Source organism: Goekera deserti (assembly GCF_010685995.1).
Classification (GTDB): Bacteria; Actinomycetota; Actinomycetes; order Mycobacteriales; family Geodermatophilaceae; genus Goekera; species Goekera deserti.
This window is the reverse complement of record NZ_JAAGWK010000002.1, coordinates 127,842-151,119: the sequence shown is the minus strand read 5'-3', so window position 1 is coordinate 151,119 and position 23,278 is coordinate 127,842. Positions and strand designations below refer to the sequence as shown.

The 23,278-nt window shown below is 75.1% G+C and carries 21 protein-coding genes; 16 read left to right on the top strand and 5 right to left on the bottom strand.

Annotated features, from left to right (window positions below; translation table 11 throughout):
• The first annotated feature begins 349 nt into the window (after nucleotides 1-349).
• Both G1H19_RS00910 and G1H19_RS00905 read left to right on the top strand, forming a co-directional pair.
• The gene (locus G1H19_RS00910) at nucleotides 350-697 is read left to right on the top strand and encodes a WhiB family transcriptional regulator (protein ID WP_268895164.1); all 348 of its coding nucleotides are present in this window, start codon (nucleotides 350-352) and stop codon (nucleotides 695-697) included.
• Between the two features lie 112 nt (nucleotides 698-809).
• Nucleotides 810-1,640 carry a hypothetical protein gene (locus G1H19_RS00905; RefSeq protein WP_162393415.1) on the top strand — a complete coding sequence of 277 codons (831 nt, stop codon included), beginning with the start codon at nucleotides 810-812 and terminating at the stop codon, nucleotides 1,638-1,640.
• A gap of 34 nt (nucleotides 1,641-1,674) precedes the next feature.
• On the opposite strand, the gene G1H19_RS00900 is transcribed toward G1H19_RS00905, so the two are convergent.
• The 3 genes from G1H19_RS00900 to G1H19_RS00890 all read right to left on the bottom strand — a co-directional run bounded on the left by G1H19_RS00900 (nucleotide 1,675) and on the right by G1H19_RS00890 (nucleotide 4,782).
• The gene (locus G1H19_RS00900) at nucleotides 1,675-3,324 is read right to left on the bottom strand and encodes a hypothetical protein (protein WP_152731285.1); all 1,650 of its coding nucleotides are present in this window, start codon (nucleotides 3,322-3,324) and stop codon (nucleotides 1,675-1,677) included.
• Nucleotides 3,325-3,487: 163 nt separating this feature from the next.
• Nucleotides 3,488-3,949 (bottom strand): metallopeptidase family protein, encoded by a 462-nt coding sequence (locus tag G1H19_RS00895; protein WP_152731286.1) that lies wholly within the window; start codon nucleotides 3,947-3,949, stop codon nucleotides 3,488-3,490.
• 83 nt (nucleotides 3,950-4,032) lie between these two features.
• Nucleotides 4,033-4,782 carry an SDR family NAD(P)-dependent oxidoreductase gene (locus G1H19_RS00890; protein ID WP_152731287.1) on the bottom strand — a complete coding sequence of 250 codons (750 nt, stop codon included), beginning with the start codon at nucleotides 4,780-4,782 and terminating at the stop codon, nucleotides 4,033-4,035.
• 149 nt (nucleotides 4,783-4,931) lie between these two features.
• On the opposite strand from G1H19_RS00890, the gene G1H19_RS00885 reads away from it, so the two are divergent.
• From G1H19_RS00885 to hpf, 12 genes are all read left to right on the top strand, one after another.
• Entirely contained in the window at nucleotides 4,932-5,282 is a 351-nt protein-coding gene (locus tag G1H19_RS00885) for a DUF3499 domain-containing protein (protein ID WP_162393416.1), read from the top strand.
• An 83-nt stretch (nucleotides 5,283-5,365) separates the two neighbouring features.
• Entirely contained in the window at nucleotides 5,366-6,733 is a 1,368-nt protein-coding gene (locus G1H19_RS00880; RefSeq protein ID WP_162393417.1) for a phosphomannomutase/phosphoglucomutase, read from the top strand.
• Nucleotides 6,730-6,936, top strand: coding sequence for a Trm112 family protein (locus tag G1H19_RS00875; protein WP_162393418.1), 207 nt, complete (start codon nucleotides 6,730-6,732; stop codon nucleotides 6,934-6,936). The genes G1H19_RS00880 and G1H19_RS00875 overlap by 4 nt, the downstream gene beginning before the upstream one ends.
• Nucleotides 6,933-8,078 (top strand): SIS domain-containing protein, encoded by a 1,146-nt coding sequence (locus G1H19_RS00870; protein ID WP_152731288.1) that lies wholly within the window; start codon nucleotides 6,933-6,935, stop codon nucleotides 8,076-8,078. The genes G1H19_RS00875 and G1H19_RS00870 overlap by 4 nt, the downstream gene beginning before the upstream one ends.
• Nucleotides 8,075-9,100 (top strand): cation diffusion facilitator family transporter, encoded by a 1,026-nt coding sequence (locus tag G1H19_RS00865; RefSeq protein WP_152731289.1) that lies wholly within the window; start codon nucleotides 8,075-8,077, stop codon nucleotides 9,098-9,100. Before G1H19_RS00870 ends, G1H19_RS00865 begins: the two co-directional genes overlap by 4 nt.
• A gap of 133 nt (nucleotides 9,101-9,233) precedes the next feature.
• Complete coding sequence (gene manA, locus G1H19_RS00860) at nucleotides 9,234-10,409, top strand: mannose-6-phosphate isomerase, class I (RefSeq protein ID WP_152731290.1); 1,176 nt, start codon at nucleotides 9,234-9,236, stop codon at nucleotides 10,407-10,409.
• 245 nt (nucleotides 10,410-10,654) lie between these two features.
• The gene (ahcY, locus tag G1H19_RS00855) at nucleotides 10,655-12,142 is read left to right on the top strand and encodes an adenosylhomocysteinase (protein WP_152731291.1); all 1,488 of its coding nucleotides are present in this window, start codon (nucleotides 10,655-10,657) and stop codon (nucleotides 12,140-12,142) included.
• Nucleotides 12,143-12,409: 267 nt separating this feature from the next.
• Nucleotides 12,410-13,075 (top strand): MtrAB system response regulator MtrA, encoded by a 666-nt coding sequence (gene mtrA / locus G1H19_RS00850; protein ID WP_456071374.1) that lies wholly within the window; start codon nucleotides 12,410-12,412, stop codon nucleotides 13,073-13,075.
• Nucleotides 13,076-13,115: 40 nt separating this feature from the next.
• Nucleotides 13,116-14,834: an MtrAB system histidine kinase MtrB gene (mtrB, locus tag G1H19_RS00845; RefSeq protein ID WP_235928277.1), complete on the top strand. Its 1,719-nt coding sequence runs from the start codon at nucleotides 13,116-13,118 to the stop codon at nucleotides 14,832-14,834.
• On the top strand, nucleotides 14,834-16,555 hold the full coding sequence (locus G1H19_RS00840; RefSeq protein ID WP_152731292.1) for an LpqB family beta-propeller domain-containing protein: 1,722 nt from the start codon (nucleotides 14,834-14,836) through the stop codon (nucleotides 16,553-16,555). The genes mtrB and G1H19_RS00840 overlap by 1 nt, the downstream gene beginning before the upstream one ends.
• A gap of 95 nt (nucleotides 16,556-16,650) precedes the next feature.
• Nucleotides 16,651-17,556, top strand: coding sequence for a ComF family protein (locus tag G1H19_RS22430; RefSeq protein WP_202925998.1), 906 nt, complete (start codon nucleotides 16,651-16,653; stop codon nucleotides 17,554-17,556).
• 69 nt (nucleotides 17,557-17,625) lie between these two features.
• Nucleotides 17,626-18,297 carry a ribosome hibernation-promoting factor, HPF/YfiA family gene (hpf, locus tag G1H19_RS00830; RefSeq protein ID WP_152731293.1) on the top strand — a complete coding sequence of 224 codons (672 nt, stop codon included), beginning with the start codon at nucleotides 17,626-17,628 and terminating at the stop codon, nucleotides 18,295-18,297.
• A 118-nt stretch (nucleotides 18,298-18,415) separates the two neighbouring features.
• Here hpf and G1H19_RS00825 read toward each other — a convergent pair whose 3' ends face one another.
• Both G1H19_RS00825 and G1H19_RS00820 read right to left on the bottom strand, forming a co-directional pair.
• Nucleotides 18,416-18,970 carry a GNAT family N-acetyltransferase gene (locus G1H19_RS00825; RefSeq protein WP_202925999.1) on the bottom strand — a complete coding sequence of 185 codons (555 nt, stop codon included), beginning with the start codon at nucleotides 18,968-18,970 and terminating at the stop codon, nucleotides 18,416-18,418.
• 4 nt (nucleotides 18,971-18,974) lie between these two features.
• Complete coding sequence (locus G1H19_RS00820; RefSeq protein ID WP_162393420.1) at nucleotides 18,975-19,364, bottom strand: pyridoxamine 5'-phosphate oxidase family protein; 390 nt, start codon at nucleotides 19,362-19,364, stop codon at nucleotides 18,975-18,977.
• Between the two features lie 89 nt (nucleotides 19,365-19,453).
• Between G1H19_RS00820 and G1H19_RS00815 the strand changes: the two genes are divergently transcribed.
• Nucleotides 19,454-20,155: an SDR family NAD(P)-dependent oxidoreductase gene (locus tag G1H19_RS00815; RefSeq protein WP_162393421.1), complete on the top strand. Its 702-nt coding sequence runs from the start codon at nucleotides 19,454-19,456 to the stop codon at nucleotides 20,153-20,155.
• 90 nt (nucleotides 20,156-20,245) lie between these two features.
• A complete protein-coding gene (gene secA, locus G1H19_RS00810) occupies nucleotides 20,246-23,278 on the top strand; it encodes a preprotein translocase subunit SecA (protein ID WP_162393422.1) in 3,033 nt (1,010 codons plus the stop codon).

Here is a 23,278-nt window from a genome sequence, read left to right as displayed (position 1 = left end):
AACTGCCTGTTCTGCGCGGTGGGACATGGCACATGTCGCCCGGCGCGGCCCTGGTGCAGCGCACGCGAGCGACCTCGGTGCGTGACGATGTGTACGAAACTGGCCGGGAGCTGTCGGCACATGTCCACGGCACGGGCGGCGTGTTGGTTACTGGTGTGACTCACCGACGACGAAGAGTGACGAGTGGGACGGGAGTCGCTCAGCGTTACACCTGGGTGAGTTGACGCCCTGTCAACGACACGCGTGTAATTCCCTCGATGTCATCGCCGGCTGGCAACCCGGGAGCACCCGGGTACGCGCTGGTGGGACGAGAGCGAAGGGGCGCATCGTCATGGGCGAGGTTTCGTGGATGAGCGAGTACGTGAGCAACACCGAGCGAGCGGCTGAGCGGGACCTGGCCGCCTACGGCTCGGGCATGGCCGCCTACGGCGCCGGCCTGGCCGACGTCGTCGGCTTCGCCGCCGCCTTCGAGGGCGACGAGCAGAGCTGGCAGGAGCGCGCCCTGTGCGCCGAGACCGACCCCGAGGCGTTCTTCCCCGAGAAGGGCGGCTCCACGCGCGAGGCCAAGAAGATCTGCACCGGCTGCGAGGTCAAGACCGAGTGCCTGGAGTTCGCGCTGGAGAATGACGAGCGCTTCGGCATCTGGGGCGGCCTGTCCGAGCGTGAGCGCCGCCGCCTGCGCCGTCGCGCCGTCTGAGCTCCCGCCCCACCTGATCGACCCGCGTCCTGCCGCCCCGCGCCGGCCCGGCCGCCCCTGACGGGCGGCGCCGGAGCGCACGGACGCAGCGTGAGCGTGGTGAGGTGAGCCGGTGCCCATCCGCTCCGTCACCGGCCGCGCCCCGGTCCTCCGCGAGGTCCGTGCAGCGGCACCGCTGATGGGCCGGCTGGCCGCCCCGGTCCCGGCCCGGGCGCCCTGGCTGACCGCGGCGGTGCACACCGCCCGCCGGTGGTCGCGCCGCCGGCCCGTCGCCGTGCTGGTGGACCAGGTTGCCGGAGGCCCGCGCCGCGCCGGCCCGGACGGGCTCGCGCTGGTCACCCTGCGCCGCACCGGCCCGGTGACCGTCGTCGGACTGCTCGGCCAGGACGCCGGCCCGCTCCCGGCCGGGCGCCCGCCGGCCCGCCTGCTGGCCCGGGACGACGACGTCGCGGCGCAGCTCGCCGGCGGCCTGCTGGACCTGCTCGACTCCCTGCGCGGGCCGTGGCGGCTGTGCTTCCGCGGCCTGCCGCTGGGCGACCCGACCGTGCGTCACCTCGCGGCCCGGCTCGACACCGCCGCGCACTCGACCTCCCGCAGCGCGCGGCTGGTCGACGAGCTCGACACGGTCGGGCCCGTCACGCGCAGCACCGACCCCGCCCGGCTGGAGCTCGTGCTGCCCGCCGTCCTGTCCCGGGTGGCCGACCCGGCCGCCCGGGTCTTCCTGCCTGCCGCCGCCCGGCTGCACGTGGCGATCGGCCAGCTCGAGGTGGCGGTGGTCGGCGACCCGGCCCGCCCCGATGCGGTGCTGCTCACGCTCCTCGACGGCGACGACCGCTGGCCCTGGTGGGGGACCAGCGACGTCGGCGGGTTGCGCACCGAGCGGGGTGCGCCGGTCGTCGGCTTGGACGCGCGGTCGGGTCTGTTCGTCTCCGCCCGCCGCTGACCTGCCCCGTGCCGCCTCCCCGGCCGGGGGCGGGTCAGCCCGGGCCGAGGAGGACGTTCAGACCGTCGGGCACCGTGCCGGCGGACTCGGCGCCCAGCCGCAGCTCGCCCGTGGCCGCGGCCATCCCGGGCGCCAGCTCGACGGTGGCCTGCAGGCTCGCCGAGACCTCGTAACTGCGGCCGGTGTACTGCGGCGGCTGCCCGGCCGGGCGGGTGTAGGTGGGCAGCACCGCCGCGACGGTGAGCCGGTCGCCGGCGAGGGCGACGTCGGCAGCGGCGTCGGCGTACTCGGGGGTGGAGCGGGCGCAGCCCCCGGCGACCGGGTCGGCCGGGGCCGCGTTGCCGAAGCAGTTGTAGGTGGGCAGCTGCAGGTGCGCCAACGCCCGCTCGCCGTCGCTGCTCACGCTGAGCAGGGGGTAGGTGACGGTCACCCCGACGGGCCGGCGTTCCAGCACCACGCCACCGAACACGGCCCGCGCGACCCGGCCGGCGGTGCCGACCGGCACGGAGACCCCGGCCAGCGCCCCCGCCGCCACCGGGACGAGCTCCGCCGCGCTCGGGGAGGCAGCGCCTGCCCCGGACCCCGGGCGGTCCGCCGCCCGGGGCTCCGCCGCACGCCCGTCGCCTGCCGGCTCACCGCGCGGCTCGTCCTGCTGGGCCCGGGCCGCGTCGTCGTCCCGGACCAGCGCGGCGGTGGTCACGGCAGTGCCGGCCAGCACCAGCCCGGTGACCACCAGGGCGGTGCCCAGACCGGCCCTGGTCACCGCGTGCCGTGGGCCCGGCCGGGCCGTCGACCCGCCCCTGCCCGGTGCCGGCTCGCCCGGCCGGTCCGCCGGGGCGGCGTCGCTCGTGGAGAGGACCTGGCTCGGGGGGAGGGAGCCGCTCGTGGGGAGTGCGCCGCTCGCGGGGAGGGCGCCGCTCGGGGGGAGGGGCTGGCTCGCGGTGTGGACGCCGCCCGGGAGGAGGCTGCCGCTCGCGGAGGCGACGCCGCCCCGAGGGGCAGTCGCGCCCGCCGAGCCGCCGGCCACCGGCGAGCCCGGCGGGTGGTCACGGAAGGCCGGCAGGTCGTCGTGCAGCTCCGTCGCCGGCTCGGGCGCCGGCGGCTCGACCGGCACCGGTGCGGGCTCCGTAGCCCGAGGTCGGGTGGCCCCGGAGGGGGTCAGGAGCACCGCCGCGAGGCCGAGCGCCAGCGCGACGAGCACGGTGGACACGGCCCACACCCCGGCGTCCGGGGTGGCGGTGGCGCTCTCCGGGACGGCCTCGGCCGCCACCTCCACGGCCACCACCTCCTCGTCGGCGCCCTGCTCGACCAGGGTGGTGACCAGCGCGTTCGCGGTGGCGACGGCGTCGTCACGCCCGGGCAGCGTCACGGTCACCGCGATCGTGCTGCCCCCGGCGGGACGGTCGACCTCGACGTCCTGGGTGAGCTCACCGGCGGTGACGTCGGGTGCGTCGTCCCCCAGCAGGGCGAGCGCGCCGCGGGCGGTGGCGACCGAGCCGGCGAGCGTGCCGTACCGGTCGGCGACGAGCCGGGTGGCGTCCGCCCCGGCGTCGGTGCGCGGGGTGACCGTCAGCGAGGCCGTGGCGCGGTGCTCGTGGGTCTGCAGCGCCCAACCGGCGAGCCCGGCGACGAGCACCGCGACGGCGACCGCAGCGGCGAGCCACCAGGTGCGGGACGTGCGCACGCCGAGCCCCCCGTCGCCCTGAGCGCCGGCGTCCGCCGGTCGCGGCGCACAGCATGGCAGCCGCCACCGACAACGCCCCCGTCCAGAGCGCGCGTACCGCCGCCGGGGCGGTCCTGCCCTCGTGCCGGGCACCGGCGAGCCCACCGGCGACGGGCGGCGTGCCTCAGGGGTCGATCTCGTCCGGGTCCCGGCCGAGCAGCACCGCGACCTGGTCGACGACCACGTCGCGCACCAGGTCGGCCAGGTCGTCCCGGTCGTGGGCCCGGATCTCCAGCGGGCGCCGGTAGACCACGATCCGCGCCGGGTGCTCCTGACCGCCCTCGGTGTGCGCCGGCAGCACCCGGGCCAGCGGCACCGACCCGTCCTCCAGCACGTCGGCGTCCAGGACGACGTCGTCCGGACTGGAGTGCTCGACCCAGGGCACGTCCTCCACGGCGAACTCCACCCCGGCCAGCTCCCGCTCCCAGCGGCGCTCCAGGTCCTCCACGGCGTCCAGCACCAGGTCGTCGAACTGCTCCGCGCGACTGCGCGACAGCGGCACCGACGGCGGGACCAGCCGGCCGCGCAGGCCGCGGCCGTGGCGGTCGCGGCGCGGGCGGGATCGGGGGCGCGGCGGAGTGGTCATCTCGGGGGCGAGCCTACGGGCGCGCACCCCGGTCGGGCGCGCGCCGCGACCGCCGCCGGGCGGAGTGGGCAGCGCGGACGCGTTCACCGGGGGAGCCGGCGCCACACCCGGCGCGGGGTGACCCGCATGACCGCGGCCACCCAGCGCAGCAGGCCCGGCACCCAGACGACCTCCCGGCCGGCGTGCAGGCCGGCGACGACCGCGTCGGCCACCTGCGCCGGGGTGCTGGAGAACGGTGCCGGGGACATGCCCTCGGTCATCCGGCCGACGACGAAGCCCGGACGCACCAGCAGCAGCCCCACCCCCGAGCCGGCCAGGGCGTCGCCGAGCCCGGAGGCGAAACCGTCCAGGCCCGCCTTCGCCGAGCCGTACACGTAGTTGGCCCGCCGCACCCGCCACCCGGCGACCGAGGAGAACACCACCAGCTGCCCCGAGCCCTGCCGGCGCAGCAGCCCGGCCAGGTGGGTCAGCGCGGACACCTGCGCCACGTAGTCGGTGTGCACCACCGCCACCGCGTGCCCGGCGTCCTGCTCGGCGCGGGCCTGGTCGCCGAGCACGCCGAACGCGAGCACGACCACGGCGACCGGACCGGCCACCGACACCGCCCGGGCGAGCACCTCGGCGTGCCCGGCGAGGTCGTCGGCGTCGAACTCCAGGCGGTGCACCGCCCCGGCCCCGGCCGAGCGCAGCGCCTGCTCCTGGAGGTCCAGCCCGTCGGCCCGCCGGGCGGCCAGCACCACCGGGCGGCCGTCGCGGCAGAGTCGGGTCACGACCTCCAGGCCGATCTCGCTGCGCCCGCCCAGCAGCACGACGCTGCCCGCTCCGATGCCCATGCCGCCATCCTGCCCACCGGCGCCGACGGTCCGCCGACCGCACCGCGCCGGGGCGGGCGGGGTGCGGTACTTCCGTCCGTGACACACGGTGTGCCGCCTCCCCTCGCGGCCGATCGGGCACTACTGTCCCTGCTCGTGAGGAACCCGTGGTGAGGCAGTCGCGACGCTGTTCGCGCAGCGGCTGCGCGCAGCCGGCGGCGGCCACCCTGACCTACGTGTACGCCGAGTCGATGGCCGTCGTGGGTCCGCTGGCCACCTACTCCGAGCCGCACAGCTACGACCTCTGCGAGTTCCACGCCGGGCGCCTCACGGTGCCCCGCGGCTGGGAGGTCGTCCGGCACGAGGTCGACGTCGACGACGCCGGACCCACCGGGGACGACCTGCTCGCCCTCGCCGACGCGGTCCGCGAGGCCGCCCGCCCCGAGCCCGAGCGGCCGCCGGCCGACGACGGCAGCGGCACCCGCCGCGGGCACCTGCGCATCCTCCCCGACCTCTCCTGACCGGGCCCGCCGCGAGCCGGTGGGCAGGGCGTCCGGCACGGGTGTGACGCAGGAGTGTCGTCGGCGCCGCTAGGGTCGTCCGCGTGACAGACCTGACGTCCATCATCAAGGCCTACGACGTGCGGGGCGTGGTCCCGGACCAGTGGGACGAGGACGTCGCCCGCGACATCGGAGCCGCCTTCGCCGAGTTCGTCGTCGGCGACAGCGGCGCCACCACGGTGGTCACCGCGCACGACATGCGCGACTCCTCCGTGCCGCTGTCCCGGGCCTTCGCCGAGGGCGTCATCGGCCGCGGTGTCGACGTCGTGGAGGCCGGGCTGGGGTCCACCGACATGCTGTACTTCGCCGCGGGCTCGATGGGCGTGCCGGGCGCGATGTTCACCGCCAGCCACAACCCGGCGCAGTACAACGGCATCAAGATGTGCCGGGCCGGCGCCGCCCCGATCGGCCAGGACTCCGGGCTGCGGCAGATCCGCGAGTGGGCCGAGCAGGGTTCGGTGTTCGAGCGCGACCCCGGGCGGATCGGCTCGGTCACCGGCCGCGACGTCGTGGTGGAGTACGCGGCGTTCCTGCGCTCGCTGGTCGACCTGTCCGGCAGCCGCCCGCTCAAGGTGGTCATCGACGCCGGCAACGGCATGGGCGGCTTCACCGTCCCGGTGGTGCTGACCGGGCTCCCGCTGGACGTCGTCCCCATGTACTTCGAGCTCGACGGCACCTTCCCCAACCACGAGGCCAACCCGCTGGACCCGGCCAACCTGGTCGACCTGCAGGCCGGCGTGGTCGAGCACGGGGCCGACATCGGCCTGGCCTTCGACGGCGACGCCGACCGGGTGTTCATCGTCGACGAGCGGGGGCAGGCGGTGAGCCCGTCCGCGGTCACCGCGCTGGTCGCCGTCCGGGAGCTGGCGAAGGCGCCCGGGTCGGCGATCATCCACAACCTGATCACCTCCCGCGGCGTGCCGGAGATCGTCGCCGAGCACGGCGGCCGGCCGGTGCGCACCCGGGTGGGCCACTCCTTCATCAAGGAGGAGATGGCCCGGACCGACGCCGTCTTCGGTGGCGAGCACTCGGCGCACTACTACTTCCGTGACTTCTGGCGCGCCGACACCGGCATGCTCGCCGCGATGCACGTGCTGGCCGCGCTGGGCGAGCAGCCGCGCACGCTGTCCGAGCTCACCGCCGAGTACAGCCGGTACGTGGCGTCGGGTGAGATCAACTCCACCGTCGCCGACCAGGCGGCTGCCGCGGCGGCGGTGCGCGCGGCCTTCACCGCACGCGACGGCGTGACCGTCGACGACATGGACGGCATGACCGTCCAGCTGCCGGACGGCGCCTGGTTCAACCTCCGGGCCAGCAACACCGAGCCCCTGCTGCGCCTGAACGTGGAGGCGCCCGACGAGACCCGCATGGCACAGATCCGCGACGAGGTACTGGAGATGGTCAGGTCGTGACGAACGCACCCCAGGGGACCGGACCGCTCGGGCTGGACCCCGCACTGCTGGCCATCCTGGCCTGCCCGGACACCCACCACAGCCCGCTGACGGTGGACGAGCAGGCCAGCGAGCTGGTCTGCGGCACCTGCCACCGGGCGTTCCCGGTCCGCGAGGGCATCCCGGTCCTGCTGCTCGACGAAGCCCGGCGTCGATCGGCATGAGCTCGCCGGAGCTGGCCGAGGAGGTGCTCGACGACCTCGGCCTGCTGCGTGCCCGCGACCCCCGCGGGCTGCTCTCCGCGGTGGCCGGGGCCGGCGCCCAGGTGCGCGAGTCCGCCCGGCTGACCGAGGAGGCCGGCCTGGGGCGGGTCACCAGCGGCGGGCGGCCCCGCGGGCTGGTGGTCGTCGCCCGCCGGGAGGGCGCGGTGGCGGCGTCGGTGCTCCGGGCGCTGCTCGGCCCCGGCAGCCCGGTCGCGGTGGACGTCGTCGGTGGGCCGGACCTGCCGGTGTGGATGGGGCCCAGCGACATCGCGGTGGTGGCCACCCGCACCGGGGCCGGCCGGTACGCCGTGCAGCCCGCCTACGAGGCCGCCCGGCGCGGGGTCGCCCTGGTCGGGATCGGTGCCGACGGCGCCCCGCTGCACGCCGCCTGCGCGAACGCCCGGGCGCCCTACGTGGCGCTGCCGGAGTCGCGGGTACGGCACGCCACGCTGTGGTCGCTGCTCACCCCGCTGCTGCTGCTGGCCACCGACCTCGGCCTGCTGCCGGCGCAGGTCACCGACACAGAGCTGCTCGCCGCCGCCCTCGACGAGGTGGCCGGCGAGTGCGGCCCGTCCCGGGAGTCCTACCTCAACCCCGGCAAGACCCTCGCCCTGGAGCTGCTCGACGCCCTGCCCGTGATCGCCGCCGAGGGCCCGCTCGCCGGCGCCGCGGCGACCCGGATGGCCGACCAGCTGGCCACGCTCGCCGGGCTCCCGGTGTCCACGTTCCGGCTGCCCGACCAGCGGGTGGCCGCGGTCACCGTGCTCTCCGGCCCGCTGGCCCCGACCGGCGGCGACGACTTCTTCCGTGACCGGGCCGAGGACGACGCCCGCCGGCTGCGGCTGCTGACCATCCGCGACTCCGGTGCCGCCGACCACGACGGCGGCGGCGAGCGCGAGCCCCGATCGGCCCGCGAGGCGATGGCCCAGGTGCTCCGGGCAGCCACCGACCGGAACGTGCCGGTCAGCCGCCTGTCCGACCCGGGCCCCGGCCCGGACCTCGAACCGAGGCTCGCCCGGCTCGCCCGCCAACTGGCGGTGGTCGACTTCAGCGCCGTCTACTTGGCCCTGGCACTGGACCACGAGAGGGCACTGCGTTCATGACGACCGACCACGGCGAGGGCGGGCACGGCGGCGGCGGGCACGACGGCGGGCACGGCGGTGCCGAACAGAGCGGTGGCGGGCACGGCGGCGGCACCAAGGCGATCATCGCGGCGCTGGGCGCCAACCTGGGCATCGCCACCGCCAAGTTCATCGCGTTCCTGGTCACCGGGGCCTCCTCGATGCTGGCCGAGGCGATCCACTCGGTCGCCGACTCCGGCAACCAGGTGCTGCTGCTCGTCGGCGGCAGGACCTCCCGGCGCCGCGCCACCCCCGAGCACCCGTTCGGCTTCGGTCGTGACCGGTACGTCTACGGCTTCCTGGTCGCGATGGTGCTGTTCAGCGTGGGCGGCTGCTTCGCGCTGTACGAGGGGATCCACAAGATCTCCGCGCACGAGGAGCTGACGTCGCCGATCTGGGCGATCGGCGTGCTCGTGGTGGCCATCGGCCTGGAGAGCTTCTCGCTGCGCACCGCGGTCAAGGAGACCAACGCGGTGCGCAAGCCGGGGGAGAGCTACTGGCAGTTCATCCGGCACGCCCGCGCCCCCGAGCTGCCGGTGGTGCTGCTGGAGGACGCCGCGGCCCTGACCGGCCTGTTCTTCGCCCTGCTCGGCGTCGGGCTGGCCACGCTGACCGGCAACCCGGTCTTCGACGCGATCGGCACCATCCTGATCGGCCTGCTGCTCATCGCCGTCGCCGCGGTGCTGGGCGTGGAGACCAAGAGCCTGCTGCTCGGCGAGGCGGCCACCCCCGACCACCAGCGCGCGATCGTGCAGGCGCTGGAGGCCGACGGCGGCGTGCGCTCGGTCATCCACATGCGCACCCAGCACCTGGGGCCGGAGGAGATCCTGGTGGCCGCCAAGATCGAGGTCGAGCACGACGACACCGCGGCGGGCATCGCCGCGGCGATCGACGCCGCGGAGCAGCGGGTGCGCGCCGCCGTCCCGGCCGCCCGGGTGATCTACCTCGAACCCGACCTGCGCCGGGCCGAGACCACGCACGGCAGCAGCGCCCGCCGGGGCTGACGGCCGGGCGGGCCGGCGTCGGCGACGTCCCGTCGGGTGCCGCGGGGACGGCACCCGGGGGACCCACCCGGTCGGGTGGCGTGACGCACGTGACAGGTGGGACGGGAGTGGCCTGCCGGTAGCCTCCCCGGTGATGTGGCAGCTGACGAACGAGGTCCGGCACTACCCGTGGGGATCTCGCACGGTGATCCCCGAGATGCTCGGACTGCCGTCGCCGGCGGCGGAGCCGTACGCCGAGATGTGGATGGGCGCCCACGCGGACGCCCCCAGCCGGCTTCCCGACGGGCGCGCGCTCGACGCCGCGATCGCCGACCAGCCGGGTGCGCTGCTGGGTGACCAGGTGCGCACCGTCTTCGGTGACCGGCTGCCGTTCCTGATGAAGCTGCTCGCCGCCGACCGGCCGCTGTCGCTGCAGGCGCACCCCACCACCGCGCAGGCCGAGGCGGGCTTCGCCGCCGAGGAGGCCGCCGGCATCGCCCGCGACGACCCGACGCGCACCTTCAAGGACCGGTTCCACAAGCCGGAGATCCTCTGCGCGATCACCCCGGTCGAGGCGCTGTGCGGGTTCCGGCCGGTCGAGGAGTCGCTGCACTGCCTGGCCAAGCTCCAGCTCGCCGAGCTGAAGCCGACCATCGCCTCGCTGGCCCGCGGCGGGCTGCGCGCCGCCGTGCCGCAGCTGCTCGGCATGTCGGTGCGCCGGCGCACGTCCCTGGTCAACGCCGTGGCCGGCAAGGCCGCCGCGTTCGTCGCCGCGCACGACCCGGAGTTCATCAACACCTACCGCTGGGCCGCCTCGCTGGCCGAGACCTACCCGGGCGACCCCGGCGTGGTCATCTCGCTGATGTGCAACCACCTGCGGCTGGCCCCCGGCGAGGCCGTGTTCCTGCCCGCCGGCAACCTGCACGCCTACCTGTGCGGCGCCGGCGTGGAGGTCATGGCCAGCTCGGACAACGTGCTGCGCGGCGGGCTCACCGGCAAGCACGTCGACCTCGCGGCGCTCATCGAGGTGCTCGACTTCACCGACGGCAAGGTCCCGGTGCTGCAGCCGGTCCTCGGCCCCGGCGGGCTGCGCTACCCCGTGCCGGTCGACGACTTCGACCTCACCCGGGTCCAGCTCGACACCTCCACCGGCTCGCTCACCACCGCCGGGCCGCAGCTGCTGCTCTGCACCGAGGGCCGTGCGGTGCTCGGCGGCCGCGACGGCGAGCTGGAGCTCGAGCAGGGCGCCTCGGCCTTCGTCCCGGCCGGCGAGCCGGTCACCGCGCGTGGCCCGGCCATCCTCTACCGCTCCACCACCTCCCTGCACTAGACCTCGCCCAGAGGCTCGGGCCGAGCGTGCGAGGGCCGAGGCGGGCGAGGCCCTCGTCCTCGCCCCCACGCTCGCCCGGGAGCGCGGCGGGGGCCGGGGCGTGACACGCCCGGGACCCCGGCGGGGTGCCGATCCGGCGTACCCTCGTCGGCGGTAGAGCCCCGCCGAGGCCTCGGCATGCTCGCTCGAACATCAGCGACCGCAGAGCCCGCCCATCCGGGGCCGGCTCAGGACACTGGAGCGACATGACCCAGAGCACCCGCACGCGCACCCTCGTCCAGGACGACGACTTCAAGGTCGCCGACCTCTCCCTCGCCGCCTTCGGCCGCAAGGAGATCGACCTCGCCGAGCACGAGATGCCGGGCCTGATGGCCCTGCGCGCCGAGTACGGCGAGGAGCAGCCGCTGGCCGGCGCCCGCATCGCCGGCTCGCTGCACATGACCGTGCAGACCGCCGTGCTGATCGAGACCCTCACCGCCCTCGGCGCCGACGTGCGCTGGGTGTCCTGCAACATCTTCTCCACCCAGGACCACGCCGCCGCGGCCATCGCCGTCGGCGCGGGCACGCCCGAGGCCCCGGCCGGCGTGCCGGTCTTCGCCTGGAAGGGCGAGACGCTGGAGGAGTACTGGTGGTGCACCCAGCGCCTGTTCGACTTCACCGACGAGCACGGCAACCCGGTCGGCCCGAACATGATCCTGGACGACGGTGGCGACGCCACGATGCTGGTGCACCTCGGCACCCGCTTCGAGGCCGACGGCGCCGTGCCGGACACCACCGACGCCGACTCCGAGGAGTACGCCGTCGTCCTGTCCGAGCTGCGCCACTCGCTCAGCGAGTCCACCGACCGCTGGACCACCATCGGCAAGGGCATCAAGGGCGTCACCGAGGAGACCACCACCGGCGTCATGCGGCTCTACGAGCTCGCCCGCGACGGCCGGCTGCTCTTCCCGGCGATCAACGTCAACGACTCGGTCACCAAGAGCAAGTTCGACAACCTCTACGGCTGCCGGCACTCGCTGATCGACGGCATCAACCGGGCCACCGACGTCATGATCGGCGGCAAGGTCGCGCTGGTGTGCGGCTACGGCGACGTGGGCAAGGGCTGCGCCGAGGCGCTGCGCGGGCAGGGTGCCCGCGTGATCATCACCGAGATCGACCCCATCTGCGCCCTGCAGGCGGCGATGGAGGGCTACCAGGTCACCACCCTGGACGAGGCCATCGGCCAGGCCGACATCATCGTGACGGCGACCGGCAACTTCAACATCATCACCGCCGAGCAGCTGGCGATGACCAAGCACCAGGCGATCGTCGGCAACATCGGCCACTTCGACAACGAGATCGACATGGCCGGCCTGGCGAAGACCCCGGGCATCACCCGGACGACCATCAAGCCGCAGGTCGACGAGTGGCGCTTCGCCGACGGCCACACGATCATCGTGCTGTCCGAGGGCCGGCTGCTGAACCTGGGCAACGCCACCGGGCACCCCAGCTTCGTCATGAGCGCCTCGTTCTCCAACCAGGTCCTCGCGCAGATCGAGCTGTGGAACAACCGCGCCGCCTACGAGGGCCAGACCCCCGGCGTCACCGTGCTGCCCAAGCACCTCGACGAGCACGTGGCCCGGCTCCACCTCGACGCCCTCGGCGTCAAGCTCACCGAGCTCACCAAGGTGCAGGCCGACTACCTCGGCGTCCCGGTCGAGGGCCCGTTCAAGAGCGACCACTACCGCTACTAAGAGGACCCCCGTTCCCCCCACGACTCGCAAGCTCGCCGCGGGCCCCTGAAAGGGGGCCGGTTCCAGTCCTCCGACCGCGGGGCCGGTCCGGTCCCGGGTTGGTCGCTGCCCCTGAGGTCGGGGGGGGCTCTCCAGCGTGTCACCGCACCCGCTCGGCGCACCCGCGTCGGGCGGGTGCGGTGTGCTGTGGGCGACGTCGCGCAGAATGGGGTCGTGCCACCTCCAGGACCATCGAACGGGAACGGCTCCTCCCACGGTCGGGGGCGGGTGCTCGTCGTCGACGACGACGCGGCGCTGGCCGAGATGCTGGGCATCGTGCTGCGGCGGGAGGGGTACGACCCCGCCTTCGTCGCCGACGGCAACCGCGCCGTCGCCACCTTCAACCAGGTCCGGCCCGACCTGGTGCTGCTCGACCTGATGCTGCCCGGCCGCAACGGCCTGCAGATCTGCCAGGACATCCGCACCCAGTCGACGGTGCCGATCGTGATGCTCACCGCCAAGGGCGACACCATCGACGTCGTCCAGGGGCTCGAGGCCGGCGCCGACGACTACGTCACCAAGCCGTTCAAGCCCGTCGAGCTGGTCGCCCGGGTGCGGGCGCAGCTGCGCCGCGGGGAGACCGGGCAGGCGGAGAACCTCTCCATCGCCGACGTCACCATCGACGTGCCCGCCCACCAGGTCACCCGGGACGGCGTGGCCATCTCGCTCACCCCGCTGGAGTTCGACCTGCTGGTGGCGCTGGCCCGCAAGCCGCGCCAGGTGTTCACCCGCGAGCTGCTGCTCGAGCAGGTGTGGGGCTACCGGCACGCCGCGGACACCCGGCTGGTCAACGTGCACGTGCAGCGGCTGCGCGCCAAGGTCGAGCGCGACCCGGAGCGCCCCGAGGTCGTGCTCACCGTCCGCGGGGTCGGGTACAAGGCCGGACCGCCGTGACGCCGGCGCCCACCGCGACCGTGGGCCCCGACCGGCGGCCGTGAGCACCACCTCCGACCGGCCGGTGCGGGACGGCGCCGACGCGGTCGACCCCGACCGGCCACCCGCCCCGGCGACGGCGGGCGCGCCCCCGGCAGCGTCACCCGCCGTCGCAAGCCGTCGCGGCCGGCTGCTGCGCCCGGACCTGCTGGGCGTGCTGGTGCGTCGCGGCGTGCGCCTGTGGCGGGCGTCCCTGCAGGTGCGGGTCGGTGCGATCACCATGCTCGTGGCCGGCGTCGTCGTCCTGGTGGTGAGCGTGGTGCTGTTCAACCAGATCAGCGGGCAGCTGCTGCGGGTCAAGCGCGAGGCCGCCATCCAGCAGTCCCTGGCGGCCGTGGACTACGCGGGCAGCCAGGTGCCCGGCATCGCCACCGGCGACAACGCCGAGGTGCGCTCGGCGCTGGGCCGCACGGTGCGCGAGCTGCTCACCCGCGGCGGCTCGGCCGGTGACTTCGACCTCGTCATGGTCTACGGCGCGGGGGAGTCGGTGGTGTCCAGCGACAGCCAGCGCGGCCTGTACGGGGCGATGCCCGGCGACCTGCGCGCCGCCGTCGACCAGGGGTCGCAGGCCTACCGCTACGCCCAGGTGCCCGACGAGACCGGTGTACCGCGCTCCACCCTGCTGGTCGGGGCGCCGGTGCCCACCGACGGGCAGAGCCAGGACCGGGTGCAGCTCTACTACGCGTTCCCGCTGGACCAGGAGCAGGAGACGCTCTCCCTGGTGCGCACCACCGTGGCCATCAGCGGGGTGGCGCTGACGCTGTTCGTCGTGGGCATCGGGGTGCTGGTCACCCGGCTGGTGGTCGACCCGGTGCGCCGCGCGGCGCGGGGCGCCCAGCGGCTGGCCGAGGGCAACCTCACCGAGCGGCTGGCGGTGCGCGGGGAGGACGACCTCGCCCGGCTGGCCACCAGCTTCAACGCCATGGCCGACAGCCTGCAACGCCAGATCAAGGAGCTGGAGGGCTTGAGCCACCTGCAGCAGCGGTTCACCTCCGACGTCTCGCACGAGCTGCGCACCCCGCTGACGACGGTGTCGATGGCCGCCGACGTGCTGCACGACGCCCGGGCCGACTTCGACCCCCAGGTCGCCCGGTCCGCCGAGCTGCTGCGCGCCGAGCTCGACCGCTTCGAGGGCCTGCTGTCCGACCTGCTGGAGATCAGCCGCTACGACGCCGGGGCCGCCGTCCTGGAACCCGAGGCGGCCGACCTCGGCACGCTGATCGGCCGGGTCGTGGACGGCATGCGCACCCTGGCCGAGCGGCACGGCAGCGAGCTGGTGGTCAGCGTGCCGCCGGGTGGCGTCATCGCCGAGGTCGACGCCCGTCGGGTGCAGCGGGTGCTGCGCAACCTGATCGGCAACGCCATCGAGCACGGCGCCGGCAAGCCCGTGGAGATCGCGGTCGCGGCCAGCGGCACCGCCGCCGCGGTGACCGTCCGCGACCACGGCACCGGGCTGACCTCGACGGAGGCCGAGCACGTGTTCGACCGCTTCTGGCGCGCCGACCCCAGCCGGGTGCGCACCGTCGGCGGCAGCGGGCTGGGGCTGTCGATCAGCCTGGAGGACGCCCGGCTGCACGGCGGCTGGCTGCAGGTGTGGGGCCGGCCGCGGGCCGGTGCCCAGTTCCGGCTGACCGTGCCGCTGGTGGCCGGCACCGAGCTGACCGGGTCCCCGCTGCCGCTGCGCCCCGCGGTGGTCCGCCGCACCGGCGGTGCGTCGTGATGGCCCGGACCGTGCTCGGCGCGCTCGCCGTGGCCGCGCTGCTGGCCGGCTGCTCCACGGTGCCGTCGGAGTCGGCGACCGTGCAGATCACCCAGGTGGCCGAGGCGCCCGACCCGGCCGTCGGCATCGAGGCCCTCGGGCCCCAGCCGGGGGCCTCCCCGGAGGACGTCGTGCGCGGCTTCCTCGACGCCTCCGGCAGCCCCACCCGCGGCCACCCGGTCGCGCGGCAGTTCCTCACCCCCGAGGCCGCCGGGCAGTGGGACGACACCGCGAGCACCACGATCATCGGCTCCGTGTACGCGGCCGTGCCCACCGGCACCGGCCGGGTCGAGCTGACCGCCGACCTGGTCGGCGCCGTCGACGAGCGCGGCACGTTCACCGTCGCCGCCCGGGAACAGCTGTCCCGCGACCTCACCCTGGACCAGGTCGACGGGCAGTGGCGGATCAGCGACCCGCCCGAGGGCCTGGTGATCCTGGAGCCGGACTTCACCCGCACCTACAGCCAGGTCGACGCCTTCTTCCTCGACCCCACCGGCAACCGGCTGGTGCCCGACCCGGTGTTCCTGCTCAACGGTGCCTCCCAGCCCACCAGCCTGGTCGAGCGGATGCTGGACGGGCCCTCCCCGACGCTGGCGGCCGGGGTGACCAACGCCCTGGCCGGAGCCTCGCTGCGGAACAACGTGTCGCTGTCCGGCCAGACCGCGACGGTCGACCTGACCGGCGTCGACACGACCTCGCCCGGCCGGCTGGCCGACCTGTCCGCCCAGCTCGTCTGGTCCCTGGACCAGCTCGACCGGCTGGACCTGGCGACGATCCGGTCCGTGCGCGTCCTCGTCGACGGCGAACCCGCGCCGCTGACCGACGTGCCGGAGGTGCAGACGGTCGACGACTGGGCCGGCCTGGACCCCGACGCGGCACCGGTCGACTCGGTCGGGCACTACCTGGTCGACGGCGCGCTGCGCACCGTCGACGGTGCACCGGCCCCCGGCCCGGCCGGCACCGGCGCCTACCGGCTGACGTCGGCGGCGGTCTCCGCCGACGCCCGCACCGGCGCGCTGACCACCACGGTCGGGGTGGGGGGTGGGCCGGTGCCCAGCCTGCTGACCGGCCCCTACGGCGGCGACCTCGCCTCGGTGCTGATGGGTTCCTCGTTCACCCCGCCCACGACCGCGGCGACCCGGCAGGAGGCCTGGACGGTGCGGGACGGCACCGAGGTCATCCGGCTGCCGGTGGGCGGCTCGCCCCAGGTCGTCGACGCCACCACGCTGCCCGGGCTCGGCACGACGACGTCGTTCCAGCTGTCCCCGGACGGCGTGCGGGCCGCGGCGGTCGTGGCCGGCCCCGCGGGCCCGGAGCTGGTGGTGGGCACCGTGGTGCGCACCGACTCCGCGGTGGCGCTGCGCGACCTGCGGCAGGTGGCGCCGTCCCTGGACGGCGTCAGCGCGGTGGCCTGGCGCAACGCCTCCACCCTGCTGGTGCTGGCCGCCGAGGGCGCGCCGGACCGGACGGCGCCGTGGAGCGTGGGCGTGGACGGCTGGGACCCCGCCGAGATCACCCTGGCGGGCCTGCCCAGCCAGCCCACCCAGGTCGCAGCCGCGCCCAGCCGGCAGCCGCTGGTCACCGCGGGCGGCTCGGTGTGGCGGCTGTCCGGCGGCCGGTGGGTGGCGCTGCTCTCCGACGCCGCGCCGCTGCCCGGCGGGGCGCCCTTCTACCCGCTCTGAGCCGGTGGCGGGGCCGGTCGTCCCCAGGCGGCCGTGCCGTGCACAGGGCGGGCCGGCGGCCGCGTCCGGGAGCGGGGCGGCGGCAGGCTGGCTGGGTGCGCGACGCAGCAGGGCCCGCGCGGTGGGGGGTCGGTGCGCTCGCGGCCGGCTGGGCGGCGCTGGCCGACCTCGTGCTGCCGGTCGTCTGCGCCGGGTGCGCGGTCCCGGGGGCGGGGCTCTGCGGGCGGTGCGCGGCGCTGCTGGCCCGGCCGCTGCTCGCCCAGCCGCGCCGCCCCCCGCCCGGCTTCCCGCCGACCGTCGCCGCGGGCCGGTACGCCGGGCCGGTGCGGCCGGCGGTCGTGGCGTTCAAGGAGCACGGCCGGGCCGAGCTCGCCCGCCCGCTCGGCACCGCCCTGGCGCTCGCGGTCGCCGGGGTGCTGGGCGGGGTCCGGGGGCAGGGCGGGGTGCAGGGCGGGGTCCGGGGGCAGGGCGGGGGACAGGGCGGGGTCCGGGGGCAGGGCGGGGGACAGGGCGGGGTCCGGGGGCCCGGTGCCGGGGAGCACGGTGACCCGAGGGCGGTCCCGGTGGTGCTCGTGCCGGTGCCGAGCACCGCGGCCGCCCGGCGGGCCCGGGGCCGGGAGCACGTGCGGGAGCTGGCCGAGCGGGCGGCGTCCGAGCTGCGCGCGGCCGGGGTCGACGTCGCGGTGCGGGCGCTGGTGGACCGCCGCGGCCGTAGCCGGGACTCGGCGGGCCTGTCGGCCGCCGACCGCCGGGCCAACCTCCGCGGCTCCTTCGTGCCGGCCCGCCCCGGGCGGCCGGCTGCCGGGCAGGGCCTGCTCGTCCTGGTGGACGACGTCGTCACCAGTGGCGCGACGCTGGCCGAGTGCAGCCGGGTGCTCACGCAGGAACACGGCTCGCCGTGGCCTGTGCTGGCTGCTGTGGTGGCGGCCACGCCGCGCAGCAGCCCGCGTCGCCCGCCGTTCCACGGTGACGTGGTGATCACCCTGCGGGAGTGGGAATGACGGGTGGACTGTCGGTGCACAGCTCGGTCGTCTAGCGTCGGATCGATCACACCCCCCAAGGGAGGTCTCATGGAGATCGTGGTCCGAGGTCGCAACGTCGAGGTGCCGGAACACTTCCGGCAGCACGTCGAGGACAAGGTCGGTCAGCTCGAGAGGTTCGACGGGAAGCTCTCCCGGATCGACGTCGAGCTGTTGCACGAGAAGAACCCACGCCAGTCGGCCAACTGCCAGCGCGTGGAGATCACGTTGCGCGGCAAGGGCCCGGTGGTGCGGGCCGAGGCCTGCGCCCCGGACTTCCAGGCGGCGACCGACCTGGCCGTCGGGAAGCTGGAGAACCGCATGCGCCGGGCGGCCGACCGCCGCCGGGTGCACCACGGCCGCCGCACGCCGGAGAGCGTGCGGCTCAACGGTGCGATGGCCGAGGCGGCCTCGGCCGAGCAGGCGATGCTCCGGGACCAGGAGCTGGCCGCCGCCGGTCCGCAGGTGACCGACCTGGACGAGCACCTGCCCGGGCGCATCGTCCGGGAGAAGGAGCACCCCGCCACCCCGATGCACGTCGACCAGGCGCTGCACGAGATGGAGCTGGTCGGGCACGACTTCTTCCTCTTCCAGTGCGCCGACACCGGTCAGCCGACCGTCGTCTACCGGCGGCACGCCTACGACTACGGGCTGATCCGGCTGGGTGCCCCCGCCGAGTCCGCGCCCGCGACCCACCAGGAGCCCGTGGCGGCGCACGCCTAGCCCCCACGGGTCCTCCGCCCGCACGCGCGGGAGCAGACCGCGCCAGGATCGACACGAACTGCCCGCAGAGATGGCCATCTCTGCGGGCAGTTCGGCGTCCTGCGGGTCGCTGTCCGGGTCAGTCCCCGGGCAGCCGGGCGAACATCGCGGCGTCGCCGCGGGTGCCGTCGCGGTAGGGCAGCGCGGAGCGCAGCACGCCCTCCTGGGTGAAGCCGGCCCGCCGGGCGACCGCCTGCGAGGCCGTGTTCCGGACGTCGGCGACCAGGTGCACCCGGGGCGCGCCCAGTTCCAGCGCCCAGTCCGCGAGCGCCCGGGCTGCCTCCGCGGCGTAGCCACGGCCGCGCGCCTGCGGTGCGGTCCAGTAGCCGATCGCCGGGCCCAGTTGCTCGTCGGCGAAGCGGTCGATGCCCGCCGAGCCGACGAGCTCCCCGTCGGCCTCCACCACGGCGAGCATGCCGGTGCCCCGCGCCCGGGCCGCGGGTGCGATGACGCCGACGAAGTCCGCGGCGTCCGCGCGGGTGTACGGAACCGGCAGGGCGGTGATCCAGCGCTGCACGTCCGGGTCCTGGCAGGCGCGCCAGACGGCGTCGGCGTCGTCCGGGTGCGGTGGCCGCAGCACCAGCCGGGCGGTACGCACCACCTCGCTGGTCAGGTCGACGGGGGAGAGGTCCACGGCGTCAGGCGTTGCCGAGCACCCGGTCGACGGCGATCTCGACGACCACCCGCGCCGGGTTCTCCCGGGGGGTGCGGTAGCGCCGGGTGTAGCGGGCGACCGCGTCGGCCACCGACGCCGCGTCGTCCCGCACGGTGGCGGTGCCCTCCAGGGTCAGCCAGCGCGCGCCGTCCACCTGGCAGACGGCGACCCGGCCACCGGCCCGCGCGTGCGCCGCCTTGCGGGACGTGCCCGAGGTGATCACCCGCGCCGTCGCGGTCTCGGCGTCCCAGGTGACGCCGACCGGCACCACGTGCGGGCTGCCGTCGGCCCGCAGCGTCGTCAGCGTCGCCAGGTGCCGCTCGGTGAGGAAGGTCAGGGCGCTCTCGCCCAGGTCGTGCGGGTCTCGTGCCACCCCGGCAGGTTACGGCCGGCTGCCGGGCCGGTGTGGCGCCCGAGCGCCGCGGACGGGCCCGGGGGAGAAAGGTGGTGCACGATGGAATCGTGGAGATCCAGGGTGCGCGGGTGCTGGTCAGCGGGGCGACGGGCGTGCTGGGGGGTGCCCTGGCCCGGTCCCTGGCCGCGGCCGGTGCCCGGCTGGTGCTCACCGGCCGGGACGACGCCCGGCTGCAGGCGCTCGCTGCCGACCTCGGCGGGGTGCCGGCCGTGGCCGCCGACGCCGTCGACGTCACCGCCCTGCGTGCGGTCGTGGACACCGCCACCGCGGCCCTCGGCGGGCTCGACGCCCTCGTCGTCGCCTCCGGGGTGGTGGCCTTCGGCCCGGCCGCCGACGCCGACGACGCCGTCACCGAGGAGCTCTTCGCGGTGAACACCCTGGCGCCGATGAGCCTGGTGCGCGCCGCGCTGCCGCAGCTGTCCGACGGGGGCGCCGTCGTGCTGCTCTCGGCGATCGTGGCCGACGCCCCGACGCTGCAGATGGCCGAGTACTCGGCCACCAAGGCGGCACTGTCCGCCTGGGCGTCGGTGCTGCGCCGGGAGCTGCGCGGCCGGTCGCTCACCGTGCTGGACGTCAAGCCCCCGCACGTGGACACCGGCCTGGTCGACCGGGCGCTCGCCGGCAGCCCGCCGCGGCTGCCGGAGGGCCACGACCAGCAGGCGCTGGTCGACACGATCCTGGAGGGCATGCGGGCGGGGAAGCGCGAGGTCGCCTACGACCCCAAGGCCGGGGAGCTCGTCCTGCGCTGAGCTCGACCGGCCCCGGGACGCCTGGGGCTGGGGGTGCGCAGGTGGGACCGGGGCGCCCGAGGACCGCCCGCAGCCGCCTACTCTGGTCGCGTGGTGTTCTCCAAGCTCCTGCGCGCCGGTGAAGGCAAGCTCGTCCGTCGACTCTCCAAGATCGCGGACGCCGTCGACGCCCTCGGTCCGGACGTCGTCGACCTGACCGATGCCGAGCTGCGCGCGAAGACCGACGAGTTCAAGGCGCGGTACGCCGACGACGGCGAGACCCTCGACCAGCTGCTGCCGGAGGCGTTCGCCGTCGTCCGCGAGGCCTCGACCCGGATCCTGGGCCAGCGGCACTACCACGTGCAGCTCATGGGCGGCGCCGCGCTGCACCTGGGCAACATCGCCGAGATGCGCACCGGTGAGGGCAAGACCCTGACCGGCGTGCTGGCGGCCTACCTCAACGGGCTGACCGGCGAGGGCGTGCACGTGATCACGACCAACGACTACCTCGCCCAGCGCGACGCCGAGGGCATGGGCCGGGTGCAGCGCTTCCTGGGGCTGACCGTCGGCACGATCCTGTCCGGGCAGCAGCCGGCCGTGCGCCGGGCGCAGTACGCCTGCGACATCACCCACGGCACCAACAACGAGTTCGGCTTCGACTACCTGCGCGACAACATGGCGTGGGCCAAGTCCGACCTGGTGCAGCGCGGCCACCGGTACGCGATCGTCGACGAGGTCGACTCGATCCTGATCGACGAGGCCCGCACGCCGCTGATCATCAGCGGGCCCGCCGAGCAGAGCGCCAAGTGGTACGGCGAGTTCGCCCGCATCGCCCCGCTGCTCAAGCGCGATCGGCACTACGAGGTCGAGGAGAGCAAGCGCACCGTCGCGATCAGCGAGGAGGGCGTGGAGTTCGTCGAGGACCAGCTGGGCATCGAGAACCTCTACGACGCCGCGAACACCCCGCTGATCAGCTACCTGAACAACGCGCTGAAGGCCAAGGAGCTCTTCCACAAGGACCAGCAGTACATCGTCACCAACGGTGAGGTGCTCATCGTCGACGAGTTCACCGGGCGCGTGCTCGCCGGCCGCCGCTACAACGAGGGCATGCACCAGGCCATCGAGGCCAAGGAGAAGGTGGCGATCAAGGACGAGAACCAGACCCTCGCCACGATCACGCTGCAGAACTACTTCCGGCTCTACGAGAAGCTCGCCGGCATGACCGGCACGGCCCAGACCGAGGCCGCCGAGCTCAACCAGACCTACAAGCTCGGTGTGGTGCCGATCCCGACGAACCGGCCGATGATCCGCGAGGACCGCTCCGACGTCATCTACAAGACGGAGAAGGCCAAGTTCGACGCCGTCGTCGACGACATCGCCGATCGGCACGCCGCCGGTCAGCCGGTGCTGGTCGGCACTGCCAGCGTCGAGAAGAGCGAGCTGCTGTCCAAGTACCTGCTCAAGCGGGGCATCCCGCACGAGGTGCTGAACGCCAAGAACCACGCCCGCGAGGCGCACATCGTGGCCCAGGCCGGCCGGCTGGCCGCGGTCACCGTGGCCACCAACATGGCCGGTCGTGGCACCGACATCCAGCTCGGCGGCAACGCGGAGTTCATCGCCGACGAGGTGCTGCGGGCCAAGGGCCTGAGCCCGGTGGAGACCCCGGAGGAGTACGAGGCCGCCTGGGCCGAGACCCTCGAGGAGGTCAAGAACCAGGTCAAGGCCGAGCACGAGGAGGTCGTCGAGGCCGGCGGACTCTACGTGCTGGGCACCGAGCGGCACGAGAGCCGGCGCATCGACAACCAGCTGCGCGGTCGCTCCGGCCGCCAGGGCGACCCGGGTGAGTCCCGGTTCTACCTGTCCCTCGGTGACGACCTGATGCGGCGCTTCAACGGCCCGATGCTCGAGTCGATGATGAACACGCTGCGCGTGCCGGAGGACCAGCCCATCGAGTCCAAGATGGTCAGCCGGGCGATCCGGTCGGCCCAGACGCAGGTCGAGCAGCAGAACTACGAGACCCGCAAGGACGTGCTCAAGTACGACGAGGTGCTGAACCGTCAGCGCACCGTCATCTACGACGAGCGGCGCAAGGTGCTGGACGGTCAGGACCTGCACGACCAGGTCGCCGCCATGATCGACGACGTCGTCGGCGCCTACGTCGACGGCGCCACCGAGGTCGGGTACGCCGAGGACTGGGACCTGGCCCAGCTGTGGACCGGGCTCAAGGCGCTGTACCCCGTGGGCCTGGACCGCACCGAGTTCCTGGAGCGGGTCGCCGACGGCGAGCAGGCCGCACTGAGCGCGGAGGAGCTCAGGACCGCCCTGCTGGAGGACGTGCGTGCCCGGTACGCCGAGCGCGAGGAGGCGCTGGGCGCCGAGGTGCTGCGCGAGCTGGAGCGCCGGGTGCTGCTGTCGGTGCTGGACCGCAAGTGGCGTGAGCACCTGTACGAGATGGACTACCTGCGCGCCGGCATCCACCTGCGGGCGATGGCCCAGCGCGACCCGGTCGTGGAGTACCAGCGCGAGGGCTTCGACATGTTCAAGGCGATGCTCGACGGCATCAAGGAGGAGTCCGTCGGCTTCCTGTTCAACCTCGAGGTGAAGACCAAGGAGGAGCAGGACGCCGAGGCCGCGCAGAAGGCCGCCGCCGCCGAGGCCGAGGCCCTCGTCCGGGCCCAGGCCGGCGTGGAGGCCGTGCGCGCCCGCGCCGCCGCCGCGGCTGCCGCGGCACCGGCTGCCGCGGCGCCGGTCGCCGACCCGACCGCTGCCCCCGCGCCGACCGCTGCCCCGGCGCCGGCCGCTGCTCCCGCGCCGACCGTGTCCGGACGCCGCTCCGGTGGGGCCAAGTCCCGGGCCCAGACCGCCGTGACCGAGACCGCCGCGGCCGAGGCGGCCGCGGCGCAGGCCCCGGCCACCGGCACCGGCACCGGGCCGGCCCTGGCGGTGAAGGGCCTGGACGAGCGTCCGGCGGAGAAGCCGCTGACCTACAGCGCACCCAGCCTGGACCCCTCGCCGAAGGAGTCCGGTCCGGCGAAGGCGGCCAAGACGGCGACGGTCACCGGCACCGGCCAGGCGCGGAACTCCCCGTGCGCCTGCGGCTCGGGCAAGAAGTACAAGTTCTGCCACGGGGGCAGCTCGGCCTGA